The sequence below is a fragment of the Longimicrobiales bacterium genome (assembly GCA_029245345.1).
In the GTDB taxonomy this organism is placed as follows: Bacteria; Gemmatimonadota; Gemmatimonadetes; order Longimicrobiales; family Gaopeijiaceae; genus CALFPJ01.
Genome location: JAQWPM010000012.1, coordinates 374387 through 390191 on the forward strand (window position 1 = coordinate 374387; position 15805 = coordinate 390191).

Consider the following 15805-nt stretch of genomic DNA (forward strand, 5'->3'; position numbering starts at 1 on the left):
TACAGGGTGAGAGAGGCGGACCCCAGGGGAACAAGACGCGAATGGGGCGCTAGCTACCGAACACTACTCCGAGCCTCAGTTGCAGTTCATCTCGAACGGCACGAAAGGCGTCGAGTTCTTCCTCTCGTGAGCTCCCTGCACCGGCCGGGTCCGGAAGCCCCCAATGGGCTCGCCACGCGTCCTCCAGCCACACCGGACAGACCTCTTCGGCGCACAGAGTGACAACTGCATCGACCGGCCGCTCGACTTCATCGATCCCAATGGAAGCATGGCGCGAGATGTCGATCCCGATCTCGGACATGACCAGGACGGCCTGTGGCCGGACGAAGGACGGCTCTGACCCAGCAGACGAAATCGTCACGCCTTGCGGCGCCATTCGTCGCGCGATGCCTTCAGCGAGTTGGCTCCGAGCGGAGTTCGCCACGCACAAGAAGAGGATGTGCCGCGCGCCCAGCAATGCGAGTGCTTCAGCCTCAGCTCGCCAGTCAGACTGCTCCGAGGTGAACGTCAAGTTCATAACGTAAGACGTCGGTCGGCGTAGCGCGTCAGGGATAGGGTCTCCTCGATACTCCGGGCCTGGATCGTGACATGCAACCGTTCCGGACTGAGCCGGTTGCTCGCGTCGCAGCTGTATGGCGTGAGCGCGACTGATCCTCTGACGTATGAATCCTTTTCGGTGGCATTGCTCGTCGTAGCCCTCGTTGCAAGCTGGATACCGGCGGCCCCGCTTCCCACTGAGTCGCGGGCCTAGCTGATCGGCCGTGTCGACCGACTGTACGCTTCGACGCCGCCCACGACGGGCAGCGAAATCGACGTCCCGTTCAGGTCCACGGTCAGCTCCGTGCCCGGCTCCGGCCAGAGCGTGAAGTCACGGTCGCTCGAGAAGATCATCAGCCCAATGCGCTGACCCGCGGGGATTACCTGATCATCAGGCTGCAGGTCGAATTCGAGCTCTACGAACTCACCCGGAGTGAGCGGCGTGCTGGTCCTGAGCGAAGTCGCATTCTGAGGATCAGCCCAACCACGCGTGATGATGTTGTCGTTGATGGATTCGCTGTCCGTCCAGGGAAGCGCGACAAGCCAAACGGACAGGTTTGCGGCCTCAGTATTCGCCGCCACACGGATCCTCACTGTGGTCAGACCCGACAGGTGCAGGTCCTCACGAAGCTCGGGTGTCGCATAGAGGAGCCGCGAGTCGGATTCAGCTGCCGAGGCGAGCACGCCGCCTGCGAGCGACACATCATCAAAGACCGACTCTGGCGGGTGGTCGCTCAGACGGTCGGTGGAGAGCGCTCCGACACGGTTGCCATTTCCGCGAGGGGTGAGTCTCACACCTTCTGCCTGTGGATGGGGATAGTCCGGATAAGCCGTCGGGTTCAGTCGCCCGTCCTGGCCACGGACGATGTACGCCTTAGGATCGTCCTCCACTCCGTTCTCCACCCCGAACAGGTAGCGCGTGAACCAGCGGTTCATCAGTGCCATCGGGGGCGGGCCGCCGTGCCCACCCTGATGGTAAAAAATCTGCACCGGCACCCCGCGATCCTTGAGCGCCTGCGAGATCCGGTAGCTGTGCTCGGGCATGACGTTCCAATCGTTGAAGCCGTGCGACATGAGCGTCGCAGCCTTCACGCCGTCGATGTGGTTCAGGTAGTCACGCTCGGCCCAGAAATCGTTGTAGTCGCCAGTCTGACGGTCGTGGCTCCCCTGCATCAGTTCGTCACGGACGGTCGCGTTGCAGAAGTCCCGGGTCTCAGGGTAGCCGCTGTTGATGAAGTCGTAGAGCACGTCCACGTCCTCACCCAGATAGCCATCGGGCGAACGCACGAGTCCGTTGGACCGGTAGTAGTGGTAGTACGATGTGTTCGGTGCGATGGGGATGATGGCCTCTAGACCGTCGACTCCTGTAGTGGCGGCGGCGAGCGGAAGCGTGCCGTTGTATGACGTCCCGGTCATCCCGACTTTGCCCGTCGCCCAGTCGGCGTGGACTTCGTTACCGCCACGCACGCTTGTGAAGCCGCGCGCGCGACCGTTCAGCCAGTCGATCACCGCTTTGGGTGCGAGTGATTCGTTGGCGCCGCCAACGGTGGGGCACCCCTGCGACTGACCGGTGCCAGGCGACTGCGAGTGGATGACCGCGAAGCCTCTGGGCACCCACGTCGCGATTTGTGAACCCGAAATGCGGGGCTGCTCGGCCCGATGTGAGATATCCGGGATCGGCGTACGCGTTGGTGGGTCATCACCAACTTCCTGACGGACGTCCCAGAAGTAGTTGAGGTCCACACCGCCCGTGCCCGAGTAGTAGGGGCTGGACTCGTAGACGACCGGGACCTTGAGGCCCTCCGTCTCGGTGGCCCCCGGCCGAGTCACATCCACGTGTACACGATCCAACTCACCGTCCCCGTCTGAGTCGAACTCGGTCTCGACCCACAGGTGGTGGCGCACCCAGGTGGCAGTGTCGGCGAAGGCCTCGACGACTTGTGCTTGGCCGTCCTGAAAGACCGGGACGGTTTGTGCCGAGGCGGGGGTGGCTGCGACTAGGCAGACGCTGGCGACGAGGACGCAACGAGGCGCATCACTCATGAAAACACTCTCGGGTCGTGTTGATGGATGCCGGTACTCAGCCAACATGCACCGCTCGCTCGCCGCGCGCACCGGGGCAACGTGACGAAGGAGATCGTGCCACCGATCAGGATGCCGATCGAGAGCTGCATCACGGCCCGCCGAGCGATAGTCGTGACGAGGCCGCTTCTCTTGGACCCCAGGACCAAGGCGTTGAAGGAGAAGATCCCGTCGAGCGACTGCAGGTCTCGCACGATGGCGTTGGGATCGACCTCCGCGACGACTGCGCGCAAGGGCGATGAGAACGACCCTGGGTCTTCGTGGAGTTTAATATGTCAAGAAGGCTACCCGTCCCGCATTGGTCAGTCGTTTCCAATCTTGATGTCATACTGGAACCACGATGCCACTGCCTTCCCTTCCTGCATGGCAGGCCGGAACATCCACTCGGATGCCTGACTCACCAGGCGTCGGTTGAAATCGCCGTTACGGGTCGGAGGGTCGAGGCGGGTGGAGTCAGCGACGACGCGACCCGTCTCGTTAACGAAGACCCGCACTTGCACCTCGGTACCGCGTAGTCCCCGATCGCCCGGCGGGATGATCATGCTCCGCGGCTTAGGTGGCTGGAGGCTGAAGAAGCCTTCATCCGCATTTCCTCCATCACCCTCGCCCTCGCCCTCTTCCAGCCCTGGTCCGTCGTCGTCCAGCCCTGGCGCCTCACCGAGGACGGACGCCGAGTCCGTCTCAGTCATGTCTTCGAATTCAACAGGGTCGATCGCGATGTCGGTGGGAATCGGAATGGGAGGCGGCACAATGGGCGTCACCGTGGGAGGCGTCCGAATGTTCATGGCCATGAGCGCGCCCTTGGCCGCGCGGTTGTCACCCGCTCTCGGTCCGGCGGCCGCGAACGGAGAAACCGGGATCACATCCCCCTGCCATCCGAAGAAGAGAAGTAGATGGACGAGAACGGACATGAGCAGGCCTGTACGCCAGATGCTTCGCTCTTGGCGCCTCCGGTCCTTCGCCTTGATGTCGTGCAATTCGTTCATGTCCGTCCGGTCTGACGTGCATCCACCTAATACTATAGAGACGTACGCGGGGGTGTTTCGGACACTACAGTCTCTACTTCGTAACTTCCATCAAAACTGCATTCGGTATGTAGTATCTTGGCTCCGGCTGACGAGCGTGTCGTCAACATGGTTCTCCGGAACGGACGCGTACTCGTTGTCATAGCTGACGTCGTCGAGGTCGCGATCTTGGCCGTTTATATCCCTTGTCCGCACAGCCAGCCGTGTGGACCCCGTCAGGGCGTTGCGGTCAGAATAGCCCTCGGTAGATTTTGCTACCTGATGCGCCGGCAACTTCCCAACGGGGGTCGCCGGCTCTTCTTTCTAGGGATTCATGACCGAACCGACGACCGAGTCCGACACCGCGAATGACTCGCGCCTGCGCGCTTATTATGAGCTGACCAAGCCCGGAATCGCTGGGTACGTGATGATCACGGCGGGAGTCAGCGCCTTCGTGGGGTCACGCGGCACGATCGACATGCTCTTCGCGATTCACACGATGCTCGGTACGGGCATCGCGACCGGCGGAGCACTCACGCTCAACCAGTATATGGAGCGTGACATCGATGCGGTGATGCATCGGACACGGACCCGGCCCTTGCCCTCCGGCCGGCTGAATCCGATCGAGGCGCTGGTGTTCGGTGCACTGCTTCTGGTGGGCGGCCTGTTCTACCTAGGAACGCTCGTCGGAATCGTACCGGCAGCGCTCGCGGGATTGAGCGCAGCGATATACCACCTGGTATACACGCCCCTCAAATCGCGCTCGTACGTGGCGACACTCGCCGGCTCGTTTCCCGGCGCCCTGCCAATGCTGATTGGTTGGACCGCAGGAACAGGGGATTTCAACTCAGCCGGTGGATGGATGTTCGCCATCGGCTACCTATGGCAACTCCCTCACGTCCTCGGCCTGGCCTGGATGCTCCAGAAGGACTACGCGAAGGTCGGTTTTAAGCTGATCCCGCAGGGCGGCGCCAGGGTGATCGGTCGACACATGATGGTGGCGACCGGGCTCCTGCTTCCGGTGAGCCTGGCTCCGACCATCCTCGGATACACCGGCATGATCTACGCGGGCGGAGCCGTGGTTCTGGGCCTGGCCTTTGTAGCGTGCGCGGTCGGAGCTGCGAAAGACTTGACTGAAGAAACGGCCCGGCGCGTGTTCTTCGGCTCCCTGTTATACCACCCCCTGTTGTTGGTGCTCATGCTGTTCGACACCATTCGTATGTAGGAACAAGAGCGAGCGACCCCTGTTCGCTGGCCGCAGTCGCAAACCCGGAGGACACACCGTGCGCCGCTTCACCTTCGCGCTGGTTTTCGCAGTGTCATCGCTCACCCTGCTGGCCAATACAGTCGTCGGTCAGAGCAATGATCGCCCTCGCGCCCGCGACATCGGCCTCTCGGTAGGCGTCCTCACTCCCGGTACTCACAACGCGATCACCGATGTCGCCGGAGTCCGAGTCGGGCACACGACGGTTTCAGATGGCGTGCGCGTCCAGACCGGGGTTACGGCGATCCTCCCTCACGGGGGCAATCCATATCTCAGCCGAGTGCCCGCTGCGATCCATGTCGGGAACGGCTACGGGAAGCTCCTCGGGGTCACGCAGATCCGCGAACTCGGCGAAATCGAGACGCCCATCCTGCTCACGTGCACGCTCTGTGTCTGGAAAGCGGCCGACGCGATGGTCGAGTGGATGCTCGGGCTGGACGGCATGGAAGAAGTCCGGTCCCTGAACGCTGTTGTGGGTGAGACCAACGACGGGGGCCTCAACGACATTCGGAACCGTCCGATCGAACCCGCTCACGTCATCCGTGCACTCGAATCCGCCACGGACGGCCCGGTCGAGGAAGGCGTCGTGGGGGCAGGAGCAGGAACGTCTGCCTTCGGTTGGAAAGGCGGAATCGGCACCAGCAGCCGAGTGCTTCCCCAAGGGATGGGCGGCTATACGGTCGGGGTTCTCGTTCAATCGAACTTCGGTGGCATCCTCCAGATGGGAGGAGCTCCGGTGGGTGTTGAGCTCGGCCAATACGCCTTCGCCAATCAGGTGGGGCACGATGAAGACTACGACCCGCAAGCCGACGTCCAGGAGTGGGGCTCAATCATGATGGTGGTCGCCACGGACGCCCCTCTCTCAGCCCGAAACCTCGAGCGACTCGCAGCCCGCGCAATCATGGGACTAGCTCGGACCGGTTCGTATGCCAGCAACGGATCCGGGGACTACGTCATCGCATTCTCGACCGCCAACGGTGTCCGTCGCTCGACGACTCCCGGCGAGCATACATTCGACGACCTGGCGAACGGCAGCATGAGCGGGCTCTTCGAGGCTGCAGTGGAATCCACCGAAGAGGCCGTGTACAACTCGCTCCTCAAGGCCACGACCGTGACGAGCAACGGGCGAACGGTTGAAGCGCTCCCCCTCGACGAGACCATCGAAATCCTGCAGCGTTATCGAGCGATCCGATGACCCCGCCTACGGACGTCGATTGGCTCGTGCGGACAGCGGTGTACCAGAGCTTTGCCGCGACGGGGAAGGCTCCCAGCCTAAGGGATTTGGCCGAGACCTTCGAGAGCACCCCTGAACGGATGGCCGAGTCCCTCGAACGACTACATCAAGCGCATCAGATCGCGCCACATCCGGACGGATCGGGCGTTTGGTGGGCGAATCCCTACTCGGACGTGGAGTCGGCGTACCCAGTAGAGACTCCCGTCATGACCACCTACGCCCCATGCGCTTGGGATGCGTTCGGAGTGCCTGCTATCGCCGGCACCGACGGGTGGATTCGCACGCGGTGCGCGGAGAGCGGTACGTCACTGGAGTTCGGGATTCGAGACGGCGAACTCGCGGGAGACGACGGCGTCATCCACATGGTCGTCCCCATCCGGGACGCGTGGGCCAACATCGGCTTCACGTGAAGCAACATGCTTGCCTTCCGGTCGGAAGGGGACGTGACGGCATGGCTCGAACGCACCGGACATGGGTTCGGAGCGATGATCGACTTCGCGACGATGTGGGCGATCGCCCAGCCGTGGTATTCAGGGCGCCTAGAAGCGGGGTGGCGAGGCCTCTCCGCCGAGGCAGGACAGGCGATCTTCGATGAACTCGGGCTCACCGGAGCGTGGTGGCGCCTGATCGAGCCCTAGCGGACGATCTCGGCTCCGATCAGTCGATCCACTTCCATACCCGTGAAGCCAGCCTCGGCCAGCACCTGGCGAGTATGCTCCCCTAGAAGGGGAGCGCCCCGGAGCGGTTCCGCGTCCTCCTTAGGGCCAGATCCCGACATCTTCACGGGGAAACCCAGCGAACGTACCAAACCGAGCGACGAGTGCTCGACGTCGATCACCATGCCCCGAGCCTTCGTCTGGGGATTTTCGATCATCTCCCCGACGGAAGCGATCGGGCCGGCTGGAACGCCCGCGTCCTGAAGCCGTTCCAGCCAACTCTCCGTGGAGCGCTTCAGAAAATGCGGCGCGAGCACACGGACCAATTCGTCCAAGTGTGCCATTCGGTCCGGATTAGTGCTGAAGCGCGGGTCTTCGTGGAGCTCGGCCGCATTCAGCGCCTGGGTGAGGCGAGTCCAAGTCGCCTCGTTGGAGGCACCCACATTGATCCACCCGTCGGTCGTCGGGAAGGTCTGATACGGGGCGGCGAGGGGGTGAGCTGACCCCATGGGGCCGGGTGACACTCCACTTGCGAGCGCGATCGCGCTCTGCCAGAACGTCTGCGTGATTCCAGCTTCAAAAAGGGACGTGTCGACGTGCTGCCCTTTCCCTGTCCGCTCTCTCTCAAAAAGCGCGGACACCACACCCAATGCCGCCAGAATACCCGCAGTAATGTCGGTCACCGGAGCACCCACTTTCACGGGTGCCCGTCCCGGCCCTTCCCCGGTCACGCTCATGAGCCCCGAATAACCCTGAGCGATCAGGTCGAAGCCGCCTCGGTTCGACATCGGTCCCGTCGAGCCGAATCCCGTGATCTGGCAGTAGACCAGTTTTTCGTTGATGGCTGATAGGTCATCGTAGCCGAGCCCCATCTTCTCCATCGTTCCGGCACGGAAGTTCTCGATGATCACGTCGGCATCCTTTACCAACCGGCGTACCACCGACCGCCCCTCTTCGGAACGCAGGTCCACAGCAACCCCACGCTTCCCGCGATTCAGCATCATAAACGCTGCAGATTCGCCCTTTACGTCTGGCGGAACGAATCCACGCGTGCCGTCCCCATTAGGGAGACGTTCCACCTTGATGACGTCGGCGCCCAGATCGCCGAGAAGGAGCCCACAGACAGGGCCTGCCATAATGTGGCTGAGTTCGACGACTCGGACTCCGGACAGTGCCGACAGCATGGACCTACTCTCCGGTGAACGTCGGCTTACGCTTCTCCACGAACGCTTCGCGGCCTTCACGGTAGTCGTCCGTCTGGAAGGCGTCGTGTGCCTCGGCGCGCTCGGCATCGCTAAGCGGCGTCGGGTCCTCGAGCCGGCGGATGAACTTCTTGTGCCAACGATTCACAAGAGGAGCACCCGCGGCAATCTGCTCCGCCAACTCGCGACCGCGCGTCCGGACCTCACCATCCGGCACCACGCGATTTACAAGCCCGATACGCCGTGCTCCGGCCGCAGGCACGAGCTCCCCCGTGAGGAGAAGATCGAGCGCCGCCCCAGCTCCGATCAGCCGCACCAGCGGATCGAGTTCCGTGTGCGACATGGTCAAGCCGAGCCGATTGATGGGGGCCCCGAATCGGCTCGATGCCTCGCAGACTCGAACGTCACAGCAGCTGATGATCTCTAGGCCCCCGCCCACGCAGAGTCCCTGAACGATGGCGATCGTTGGGTGTGGACAGTTCCAAACGGCATGGAGCGCCGTGCCGATCGCGTCCGAGTATCCCTTCACGTCGTCCGGTGCAGTTCGTTGAGCTTCGAAGGCCGAGATATCGGATCCGGCGGAGAAGGCGCGCCCACCCACACCTCGGATCGTGACGCACCGAACATCCGCATTCTTCGTCAACGTCTCGAACTCTTCTGCTAGGGTCCGCCAACCAGCGATACCAAGCACGTTGTGCTTGTCTGGGCCGTCGAGACGGATCTCGGCAATGCCTGCGTCGATCTTTACGTGGACTCTTGTGCTCATCGGTAGAACATCTCCACGAGGAACATCGGAATCGCCGGAACGTAGGTCACGAGCAGAAGCACAGCGAGCAGCACCGCCACGAAGTACACGTTGACCTTGCTCACCTGCCAGATGTCCGCCTTGGCGACGGAACACGCGGTCACGAGGACCGAGGCAACAGGCGGCGTCTGTTGCCCGATGCCAAGATTGAGGGTCACGACGAGTCCGAAGTGTACAGGATCGATGCCTGCAGCCGTTACCAAAGGCATCACGATGGGCACGACCAGAATGATGGCTGCCGCAGAGTGAAGGAAGAGCCCAATGACCAGGAAGAAGCCGTTCAGCAGAAGTAGGATGGCCCAACGGTCCTGGGTCATACCCATGATGCCCTCCGCCACTCGCTGCGGTACCCGGACCTCCGTCAGGTAATCCCCGAGCAGCGCGGACGCAGCCACCAACAGCATCACGACGGCGGTCTGCGTGCCCCCCTCTAGAATCGCCTTCTTGAGATGCGGCAGGTCCAACTCTCGGTAGATCACACCGCCAATGAACATCGCCGCCACGACGGCCAGCCCTGCGCCTTCCGTGGCGGTAACCCATCCGCTGAAGATCCCGCCCAGGATGATGACCGGAAGTGTAAGGGCCCACGCCGCTTCCCTAGCCGTTTCCCAAACGCGCTCGAGCTTGAACATCTGCTCTTTAGGAAAATTACGTTTCCGGGCCAACATGTATGCGACCAACATCATCATGAGGCCGCCTAGGACCCCTGGGATGATGCCAGCAACAAAGAGTTCGACAATCGACGATCCAGACATCACCCCATAGAGGATCATCGGGATCGACGGAGGGATAATCACCGCGAGGGTCGCAGACGAGGATGTCACTGCAGCCGCGAACGACTTCGAATATCCCTTCCGTTTCATGGCTGGGATCAGGATCGATCCGAGCGCCGCCACGTCCGCGACCGCCGATCCGCTGATCTCTGCAAAGAAGAGCGAGGCGCTGATAGTGACCATCGCCAGACCGCCCCGGATGAAACCGACCAACGCAGAGGCAAAGTTGATCAATCGCGTACTGATACCCGACGCGTTCATGATCGCGCCGGCCAAGATGAAGAGCGGAATCGCGATGAGCGGGAAGGACGTGGACCCGCTGTACATCACGAGACCCACGTTGGGTAGCGAACCTATCCCACCGGGCCCCGTGATCATGGCCAGCACCGCCACGGCTCCGAGAGAGATCGCGATCGGGATCCCGAGAACCACCAACAACAGCAACACGAGGCCAATTCCGAGCAGACTCATGCGTCGGCTCCAGAGCTCGCCGGCCCATCAGCTTCGGCCGTCGCCACATACGCGAACTCCTCGTCAGGCTCAGCGACTGGCTCCCTCAGCGCATCTGGCAGCGACAACAATTGCGAGACGATGAAGAGCACCGCACCAATGGGAATCACCGACTGAGCGACCGCGGTCGGCACCCAGGGAAGAGACACGAGCGTAGTCCCTCCCAGAACGGAGAAGACACGTACGCCCGCCCAGGCTAGCACGGAGAAGAAGGCGATCACGACGACTTCGCCGAACAGCACGACGCCCTTCCTGAGATTGCCGTGCATCTTGTCGACGAGCGTCGGCATGCCGATGTGCGATCGACTCAGGGCAGCGAGAGCGGCTCCGTAATAGGTAAGCCAGGCGAGCATGATGGAGGCAACCTCGTCGTACCAGACGAGTGACGCCCCCGCCTTCCTGAACCCGACGCCCACCACAACGATGACGGCAAGAGCCACCATCAGGACCAGAACGATCGTCTCCAGGAAGACCCGGAGTCGACTTCGGAAGACGGCTGGTTTCACGAGTGGCTGGAGCGAGTGAGGGTCAATTCGATCCTGAGTCGAGGGCTCGCCGGACTAAGTCTCCGCCACCCTCCACGGTCGCGTCAAACTCCTCGTAGAGCCCCGTACTCGCCTGCACGAAGGCCGCACGCTCCGGCGAATTGACCTCCACGCCGGCATCACGGACGGACGTCAGCAACTCCGTATCCAACCGGGCCGCCGTCTCATGCACGAACGCCTGCGTGGACCGGACCTCTTCTTCCAAGATTTGGCGAACATCGTCGGACAACCGATCCCATTGACTCGGAGACACCACCACGTAGGCAGGAGTGTACACATGGCCCGTCATGGACAAGTAGTCCTGCACTTCGTACAGCTTGGAGCCCCATATCTGGGCGAGCGGGTTCTCTTGTCCGTCGATCACACCAGTCTGCAACCCAATGAAGACCTCGGACAAAGCCATCGGCGTCGGGTTGGCTCCATAAGCTTGGAAGAGCTTGACCCGCCACACTCCGCGGGGAGTGCGAAGCTTGATGCCCGCCAAGTCGGCCGGAGCAGTGATGGGCCGCTCATTGTTCGTCACATGGCGAAATCCGTTCTCCCAGACACCGAGCATTCGATACCCCGCGGCCTCCGCAAGCGGTGCGAGATCAGGCCATACGACCGCCTCCTCGATGGCCCTCATGTGCTCCCGATCCACGACGAGATAGGGCATCTCGAACAGGCCAAACGCATCGATCTGGGACGACATCACCGTGGACGGGAGGGCGAAGTCGACGGTGCCCAGTTTGATCTTCTGTAGCAGAAGTTCGTCACCACCCAGCTGACTGGAACCGAAAACAACGACCTCATAGCCGTCGAGACGTTCGTTCGCTCGGCGCGCGAACTCTTCCGCCGAGAGAGCGAAGAGCGATCCCGGCTCCCCGACATGTCCGAACTTGAGCTCGATCGGGCCACCGTCCCCTTCAGCGACGCATCCTATGGAACCGAGCGAAATCGCCACAAACGCAGCGGTCGTCGCCACAGTGCGGAACCGAGACATCACGTCCCTCCACCTTCAGTAGTCAGGAAATCCATGGCAGCGCGCACACCCCCCGGCTGATGCGGGATCCCGGCCAGAGCCAGTCCCATCTCTATGCCAGCAAGTGCACCCATAAGCGTCAGTGTGTTGAAGTCACCCAGGTGCCCGATGCGAAAGAGCTTGCCTTTGTAGGGCCCGAGCCCCGTCCCCAGCGACATGTCATATCGGTTGAGAATCAGCGTTCTCAGTTCGTCGGCGTCGAAGCCGTCCGGGATCACTGTTGCCGTCACAGCATTACTCGCCTCAAGCGGGTTCCACGCGAAGGTGTCGAGGCCCCACGCAGCGACCGCCGTACGCGCCACCCGTGCGTGACGTGCGTGTCGCTGAAACACGTTGGCGAGTCCTTCCTCACGCAGCATAACGAGCGCCTCTTCAAGTCCGTAAAGGAGGTTCGTCGCGGGCGTGTACGGGAAAGTCCCCTGCTCATTCGCAGCGAGCTGGTCGTCCCAATCCCAGTACGAACGAGGGAGCGTCGCGGCCTTTCGTGCCTCGAGCGCCCGCGGCCCGATCGCGAGAAATGCCAGTCCCGGAGGAAGCATGAGCCCCTTCTGCGATCCGGATACCGTCACATCAATGCTCCAAGCGTCGTGTTGGAGGTCCGTGGCAGCCAGAGACGAAACCGCATCGACAAAAAGCATGGCGGGATGTCCCGACTCCTGCATCGCCGTACCAATCACTTCGACATCGCTGGTCACACCCGTCGACGTCTCGTTGTGAACGACAAACACCGCTTTGATGGCGTTGATGTGATCGGCGCGCAGAGCGTCGATCACTGCGTCGGCCGCGAGGCCACGACGCGGTTCCCAGGGCTCACGTTGGACGATGAGCCCGAAGCGGTCGGCCACGGCCGCCCATTTCTCCGCGAAGAAGCCCTGATCGAAGACAACGACCCGGTCTCCAGGCGAAAGCGTGTTCGTGATCGCCGCTTCCCAGGCTCCGCTCGCGGACGACGGGTGCACGAGAACGTGGTGTTTGGTCCGAAAGAGCCACTTCAACTCCGCTAAGAGCCGACCTGTGAGTTCCTTGAATTCCGGGCCTCGGTGGTCGATGGTCGGGCGGGACATCGCACGCAACACCCGGTCCGGCACGTTGGTCGGGCCGGGGAGCTGCAGAAAGTGTCGTCCGCTGCGGTAGGTCACGGTACTTGGCTCAGGTGCGACTGGGGGTAGGGTGGCATACGTTGCCGCCCAAGAGAAAAACCAACTTACACGGTACCCCACGCCCCGACACCCATGAGCCGCCTGAGCACCGATCGCGCACCCGGCGACGCAGACCTTGAACGAAAACTCCGCGGTGCGATCCGGGGCGAGGTTCGTTTCGACGCATTTACTCGCGGGTTGTATTCGACTGATGCGTCTCACTATCAGATCGAACCATTGGGTGTGGTCTTTCCGAGATCCGCTGAGGATGTAGAAGCGATCATGACGGTCGCCCGCGAGGAGGGCGCCCCTGTTCTTCCGCGCGGCGGCGGCACGTCTCAGTGCGGACAGACCGTGGGCCGGGCCATCATCGTGGACGTGAGTCGCCACCTCACGGCATTCGAAGTCGTGGGAGAGGACCACGTCGACGCCGATCCAGGGCTGGTCTTGGATCATCTCAACTCGGCCCTGAAGCCAGACGGCAGCTGGTTCCCGGTCGATCCGTCGACCAGCAACCGTGCGACCCTGGGAGGCATGGCGGGCAATAACAGCGCCGGGTCTCGGTCCCTGAAGTACGGGATGATGATCGACAACGTTGCGGCGGTTGAAGCCGTGCTACCGGACGGGCGCCGCCTCTGGCTGGGTGAAGGCGGCTCTGAGGGGTCGCTCATCCCTGACGAACTCACGGCACTTCGCGCCCTGTACGCGCGGGATGCTGACGAGATCGCCCGGACCACTCCCAAGGCCATGCGTAACGTCGCCGGCTACGCCGTCGATCGCCTCGCTCCGGGGCACGAAAACCTGGCGCAGCTCCTTGTGGGCTCGGAAGGGACGCTCGCCTTCTTCACCAAACTCAGACTACGCCTCGCCCCTGTACCGCGGACCCGCGTCTTAGGCGTGTGCCACTTCCCCACTCTGCTGGGAGCTCTGGATGCGGTACAGCACATCGTCGAGCTCGCGCCCAGTGCCGTGGAACTGGTAGACGAGAACGTCCTAACGCTCGCGGCCGAGCGACCGGAGTTCCGGTCCGCGTTGTCGACGTTCGTCGTAGGAGCCCCGAAGGCGCTCCTGCTCGTGGAGTTCGCAGAAGAGACGGCCGGTGCCGACCTCTCCGGGAAGTTGAAGCAGCTCGCGGACCTCCTAGGCGAACTCGGCTATCCCGGCGGAGTGGTCCGGGCGGAGACGGCCTCCATGCAGGCCGCTGTGTGGAGCGTGAGGAAGGCCGGCCTCAACATCGTCATGTCCATGGCGGGGCCGAAGAAGCCGATCTCGTTCATCGAGGACTGCGCCGTCCCTCTCGAGCATCTGTCCGGGTACGCAACGAGCGTCGAAGAAATCTTCGCGCGCCACGGCTCCACGGGCACCTGGTATGCACACGCCTCGGTTGGGTGTCTGCACGTACGTCCTGCCCTAAACCTCAGGGACCCGGACGACATCCGCAGCATGCGTGCCATCGCTGAGGAGACCCACGAGGTCGTGCGCAGATACGGAGGCACACATTCTGGTGAGCACGGCGACGGGCTCCTGCGATCAGAGTTCCTCGCAACGATGCTGGGGGACCGCATGGCCACGCTCTACGGTGATGTTAAGCGCACTTTCGATCCGTCCGGGCTCATGAACCCTGGAAAGATCGTCGACCCACCGCGCATGGATGACCGGAGCCTTTTCCGGTACAACGAAACGTACGCGGAGTCCGCTCCGGGGCGGGCCGAAAAGGCTCTCCCCGTCGTGTTGGATTGGTCCGAGGACAACGGGATCCTCTCCGCAGTGGAGAAGTGCAACAACAACGGCGCATGCCGAAAGTCGGATCCGGGCGTGATGTGTCCGTCGTTCCGTGCCACGCAAGACGAGCGACATTCGACCCGAGGGCGGGCGAACGCCCTCCGGCTCGCGCTTACCGGACAGCTGGGAGAGGACGGACTCGATTCGCCCGAAATGGCCGAGGCCATGTCGCTGTGTATCTCTTGTAAGGGATGCAAACGCGAGTGTCCCACCGGCGTCGACATGGCGTCGCTGAAGCTCGAATGGCTCCACCACCAAAATCGGAAGCACGGAATCTCGGCGCGCGAGCGCCTTCTCGCAGATCTCCCTAGACGAGCCTCCATGCTCAGTCGCCTGGCGCCGCTCGTGAATATTGGCGGCGCCAACTCGCTGCTTAGAGGCTTGGCCGAGTCGCGGCTCGGAATTTCCTCGCGACGCCCACTTCCGAAGTGGTCCTCGCACCCCTGGCGAAAGAGTGAGGCCAACGGCACCCTCGGCCCGGGAGATGCCTTCCCCGCCGTGGCACTCTTCGTCGACACTTTCACGCGTTGGTTCGAGCCCGAGGTCGCGCGGGCTGCCCTCGACGTGCTTTCCCAGACCCGACAAACGTCCGGCGGCGTCCGGGCCAAAGGTCGCCCTCTGTGCTGCGGCCGCACGTACCTCAGCGCCGGACTACTCGACGAAGCACGGGAGGAAGGTCACCGAGTCATCGACGCGATGCTGCCATACGCTGCCAATGGGATACCGGTGGTAGGCCTCGAGCCCAGCTGTGTTTACACCATCAAGGAAGACCTTCCTCGCCTCATCCCCACGGAGGACGCCCGTCGAGTAGCGGACAACATGATCCTCTTCGAGGAGGCAATCGATGCCGACCTGGAGTCAGGCATCACGTTGCCCTTCGTCCAACAGAGTGGGTCCGCCAAGGTCCACGGACATTGCCATCAAAAAGCGGCGGGGTCCGCAGACGTCACCGCACGGCTACTCAACCGGATTCCTGGCTTCGACGCCGAGTTGATCGAGTCGGGATGCTGCGGGATGGCTGGAGCGTTCGGATATCACGAAGAACACTACGAGGTCTCAATGGCGATCGGAGATCTCGATGTCCTCCCCGCCGTTAGGGAGGCCGGCCCCGACGTAGCGATCGTCGCTGCCGGTACGAGCTGCCGTGCTCAGATCACAGACGGCACCGGGAGAGAGGCGAAACACCCCGCCGAAATAATCAGAGACGCACTTCAGAAGCAGATCGAACCCTAGAGCTCTCGCCCTTTCGGC

15 protein-coding genes are annotated in these 15805 nt (G+C 62.5%); 5 read left to right on the forward strand and 10 right to left on the reverse strand.

Going from position 1 to position 15805, the window contains the following annotated elements; translation table 11 throughout:
- Window positions 1-49 precede the first annotated feature (49 nt).
- From P8L30_04740 to P8L30_04755, 4 genes are all read right to left on the reverse strand, one after another.
- On the reverse strand, window positions 50-517 hold the full coding sequence (locus P8L30_04740) for an arsenate reductase ArsC (GenBank protein MDG2239485.1): 468 nt from the start codon (window positions 515-517) through the stop codon (window positions 50-52).
- Window positions 518-747: 230 nt separating this feature from the next.
- Window positions 748-2580 carry a Xaa-Pro dipeptidyl-peptidase gene (locus P8L30_04745; protein MDG2239486.1) on the reverse strand — a complete coding sequence of 611 codons (1833 nt, stop codon included), beginning with the start codon at window positions 2578-2580 and terminating at the stop codon, window positions 748-750.
- Complete coding sequence (locus P8L30_04750; GenBank protein MDG2239487.1) at window positions 2577-2852, reverse strand: hypothetical protein; 276 nt, start codon at window positions 2850-2852, stop codon at window positions 2577-2579. Before P8L30_04750 ends, P8L30_04745 begins: the two co-directional genes overlap by 4 nt.
- 69 nt (window positions 2853-2921) lie before the next feature.
- Window positions 2922-3605 carry a hypothetical protein gene (locus P8L30_04755; GenBank protein MDG2239488.1) on the reverse strand — a complete coding sequence of 228 codons (684 nt, stop codon included), beginning with the start codon at window positions 3603-3605 and terminating at the stop codon, window positions 2922-2924.
- A gap of 352 nt (window positions 3606-3957) precedes the next feature.
- Between P8L30_04755 and cyoE the strand changes: the two genes are divergently transcribed.
- Genes cyoE through P8L30_04775 form a run of 4 tightly spaced genes read left to right on the forward strand, consistent with a single transcriptional unit; the run spans window position 3958 to window position 6759 of the window.
- Window positions 3958-4848, forward strand: a complete 891-nt coding sequence (cyoE, locus tag P8L30_04760; protein MDG2239489.1) for a heme o synthase — start codon at window positions 3958-3960, stop codon at window positions 4846-4848.
- 58 nt (window positions 4849-4906) lie between these two features.
- Entirely contained in the window at window positions 4907-6082 is a 1176-nt protein-coding gene (locus P8L30_04765) for a P1 family peptidase (GenBank protein MDG2239490.1), read from the forward strand.
- On the forward strand, window positions 6079-6531 hold the full coding sequence (gene merB, locus P8L30_04770; GenBank protein MDG2239491.1) for an organomercurial lyase: 453 nt from the start codon (window positions 6079-6081) through the stop codon (window positions 6529-6531). Before P8L30_04765 ends, merB begins: the two co-directional genes overlap by 4 nt.
- Window positions 6532-6537: 6 nt before the next feature.
- Window positions 6538-6759 carry a hypothetical protein gene (locus P8L30_04775; GenBank protein ID MDG2239492.1) on the forward strand — a complete coding sequence of 74 codons (222 nt, stop codon included), beginning with the start codon at window positions 6538-6540 and terminating at the stop codon, window positions 6757-6759.
- Here the strand turns inward: P8L30_04775 and P8L30_04780 are convergent.
- From P8L30_04780 to P8L30_04805, 6 genes are read right to left on the reverse strand one after another with little or no spacing between them, the layout of a single operon-like run.
- Complete coding sequence (locus P8L30_04780) at window positions 6756-7961, reverse strand: CoA transferase (protein MDG2239493.1); 1206 nt, start codon at window positions 7959-7961, stop codon at window positions 6756-6758. The genes P8L30_04775 and P8L30_04780 overlap by 4 nt on opposite strands.
- A 4-nt stretch (window positions 7962-7965) precedes the next feature.
- Window positions 7966-8745 (reverse strand): enoyl-CoA hydratase-related protein, encoded by a 780-nt coding sequence (locus P8L30_04785; GenBank protein ID MDG2239494.1) that lies wholly within the window; start codon window positions 8743-8745, stop codon window positions 7966-7968.
- A complete protein-coding gene (locus P8L30_04790) occupies window positions 8742-10028 on the reverse strand; it encodes a TRAP transporter large permease (protein ID MDG2239495.1) in 1287 nt (428 codons plus the stop codon). The genes P8L30_04785 and P8L30_04790 overlap by 4 nt, the downstream gene beginning before the upstream one ends.
- A complete protein-coding gene (locus P8L30_04795; protein ID MDG2239496.1) occupies window positions 10025-10573 on the reverse strand; it encodes a TRAP transporter small permease in 549 nt (182 codons plus the stop codon). The genes P8L30_04790 and P8L30_04795 overlap by 4 nt, the downstream gene beginning before the upstream one ends.
- 22 nt (window positions 10574-10595) lie before the next feature.
- Window positions 10596-11594 (reverse strand): TRAP transporter substrate-binding protein, encoded by a 999-nt coding sequence (locus P8L30_04800; protein MDG2239497.1) that lies wholly within the window; start codon window positions 11592-11594, stop codon window positions 10596-10598.
- The gene (locus tag P8L30_04805) at window positions 11594-12772 is read right to left on the reverse strand and encodes an aminotransferase class V-fold PLP-dependent enzyme (protein MDG2239498.1); all 1179 of its coding nucleotides are present in this window, start codon (window positions 12770-12772) and stop codon (window positions 11594-11596) included. Before P8L30_04805 ends, P8L30_04800 begins: the two co-directional genes overlap by 1 nt.
- Window positions 12773-12865: 93 nt before the next feature.
- Here P8L30_04805 and P8L30_04810 point away from each other — a divergent pair, with 93 nt between their 5' ends.
- Window positions 12866-15787, forward strand: coding sequence for an FAD-linked oxidase C-terminal domain-containing protein (locus P8L30_04810; protein MDG2239499.1), 2922 nt, complete (start codon window positions 12866-12868; stop codon window positions 15785-15787).
- The last annotated feature ends 18 nt before the right edge of the window (window positions 15788-15805 follow it).

Excerpts from the sequence above, each read along its gene's own strand:
- P8L30_04740 (MDG2239485.1), bottom strand. The coding sequence starts at position 517 with ATGAACTTGACGTTCACCTCGGAGCAGTCTGACTGGCGAGCTGAGGCT.
- P8L30_04745 (MDG2239486.1), bottom strand. The coding sequence starts at position 2,580 with ATGAGTGATGCGCCTCGTTGCGTCCTCGTCGCCAGCGTCTGCCTAGTC.
- P8L30_04755 (MDG2239488.1), bottom strand. The coding sequence starts at position 3,605 with ATGAACGAATTGCACGACATCAAGGCGAAGGACCGGAGGCGCCAAGAG.
- cyoE (MDG2239489.1), top strand. The coding sequence starts at position 3,958 with ATGACCGAACCGACGACCGAGTCCGACACCGCGAATGACTCGCGCCTG.
- merB (MDG2239491.1), top strand. The coding sequence starts at position 6,079 with ATGACCCCGCCTACGGACGTCGATTGGCTCGTGCGGACAGCGGTGTAC.
- P8L30_04775 (MDG2239492.1), top strand. The coding sequence starts at position 6,538 with ATGCTTGCCTTCCGGTCGGAAGGGGACGTGACGGCATGGCTCGAACGC.
- P8L30_04780 (MDG2239493.1), bottom strand. The coding sequence starts at position 7,961 with ATGCTGTCGGCACTGTCCGGAGTCCGAGTCGTCGAACTCAGCCACATT.
- P8L30_04785 (MDG2239494.1), bottom strand. The coding sequence starts at position 8,745 with ATGAGCACAAGAGTCCACGTAAAGATCGACGCAGGCATTGCCGAGATC.
- P8L30_04790 (MDG2239495.1), bottom strand. The coding sequence starts at position 10,028 with ATGAGTCTGCTCGGAATTGGCCTCGTGTTGCTGTTGTTGGTGGTTCTC.
- P8L30_04800 (MDG2239497.1), bottom strand. The coding sequence starts at position 11,594 with ATGTCTCGGTTCCGCACTGTGGCGACGACCGCTGCGTTTGTGGCGATT.
- P8L30_04810 (MDG2239499.1), top strand. The coding sequence starts at position 12,866 with ATGAGCCGCCTGAGCACCGATCGCGCACCCGGCGACGCAGACCTTGAA.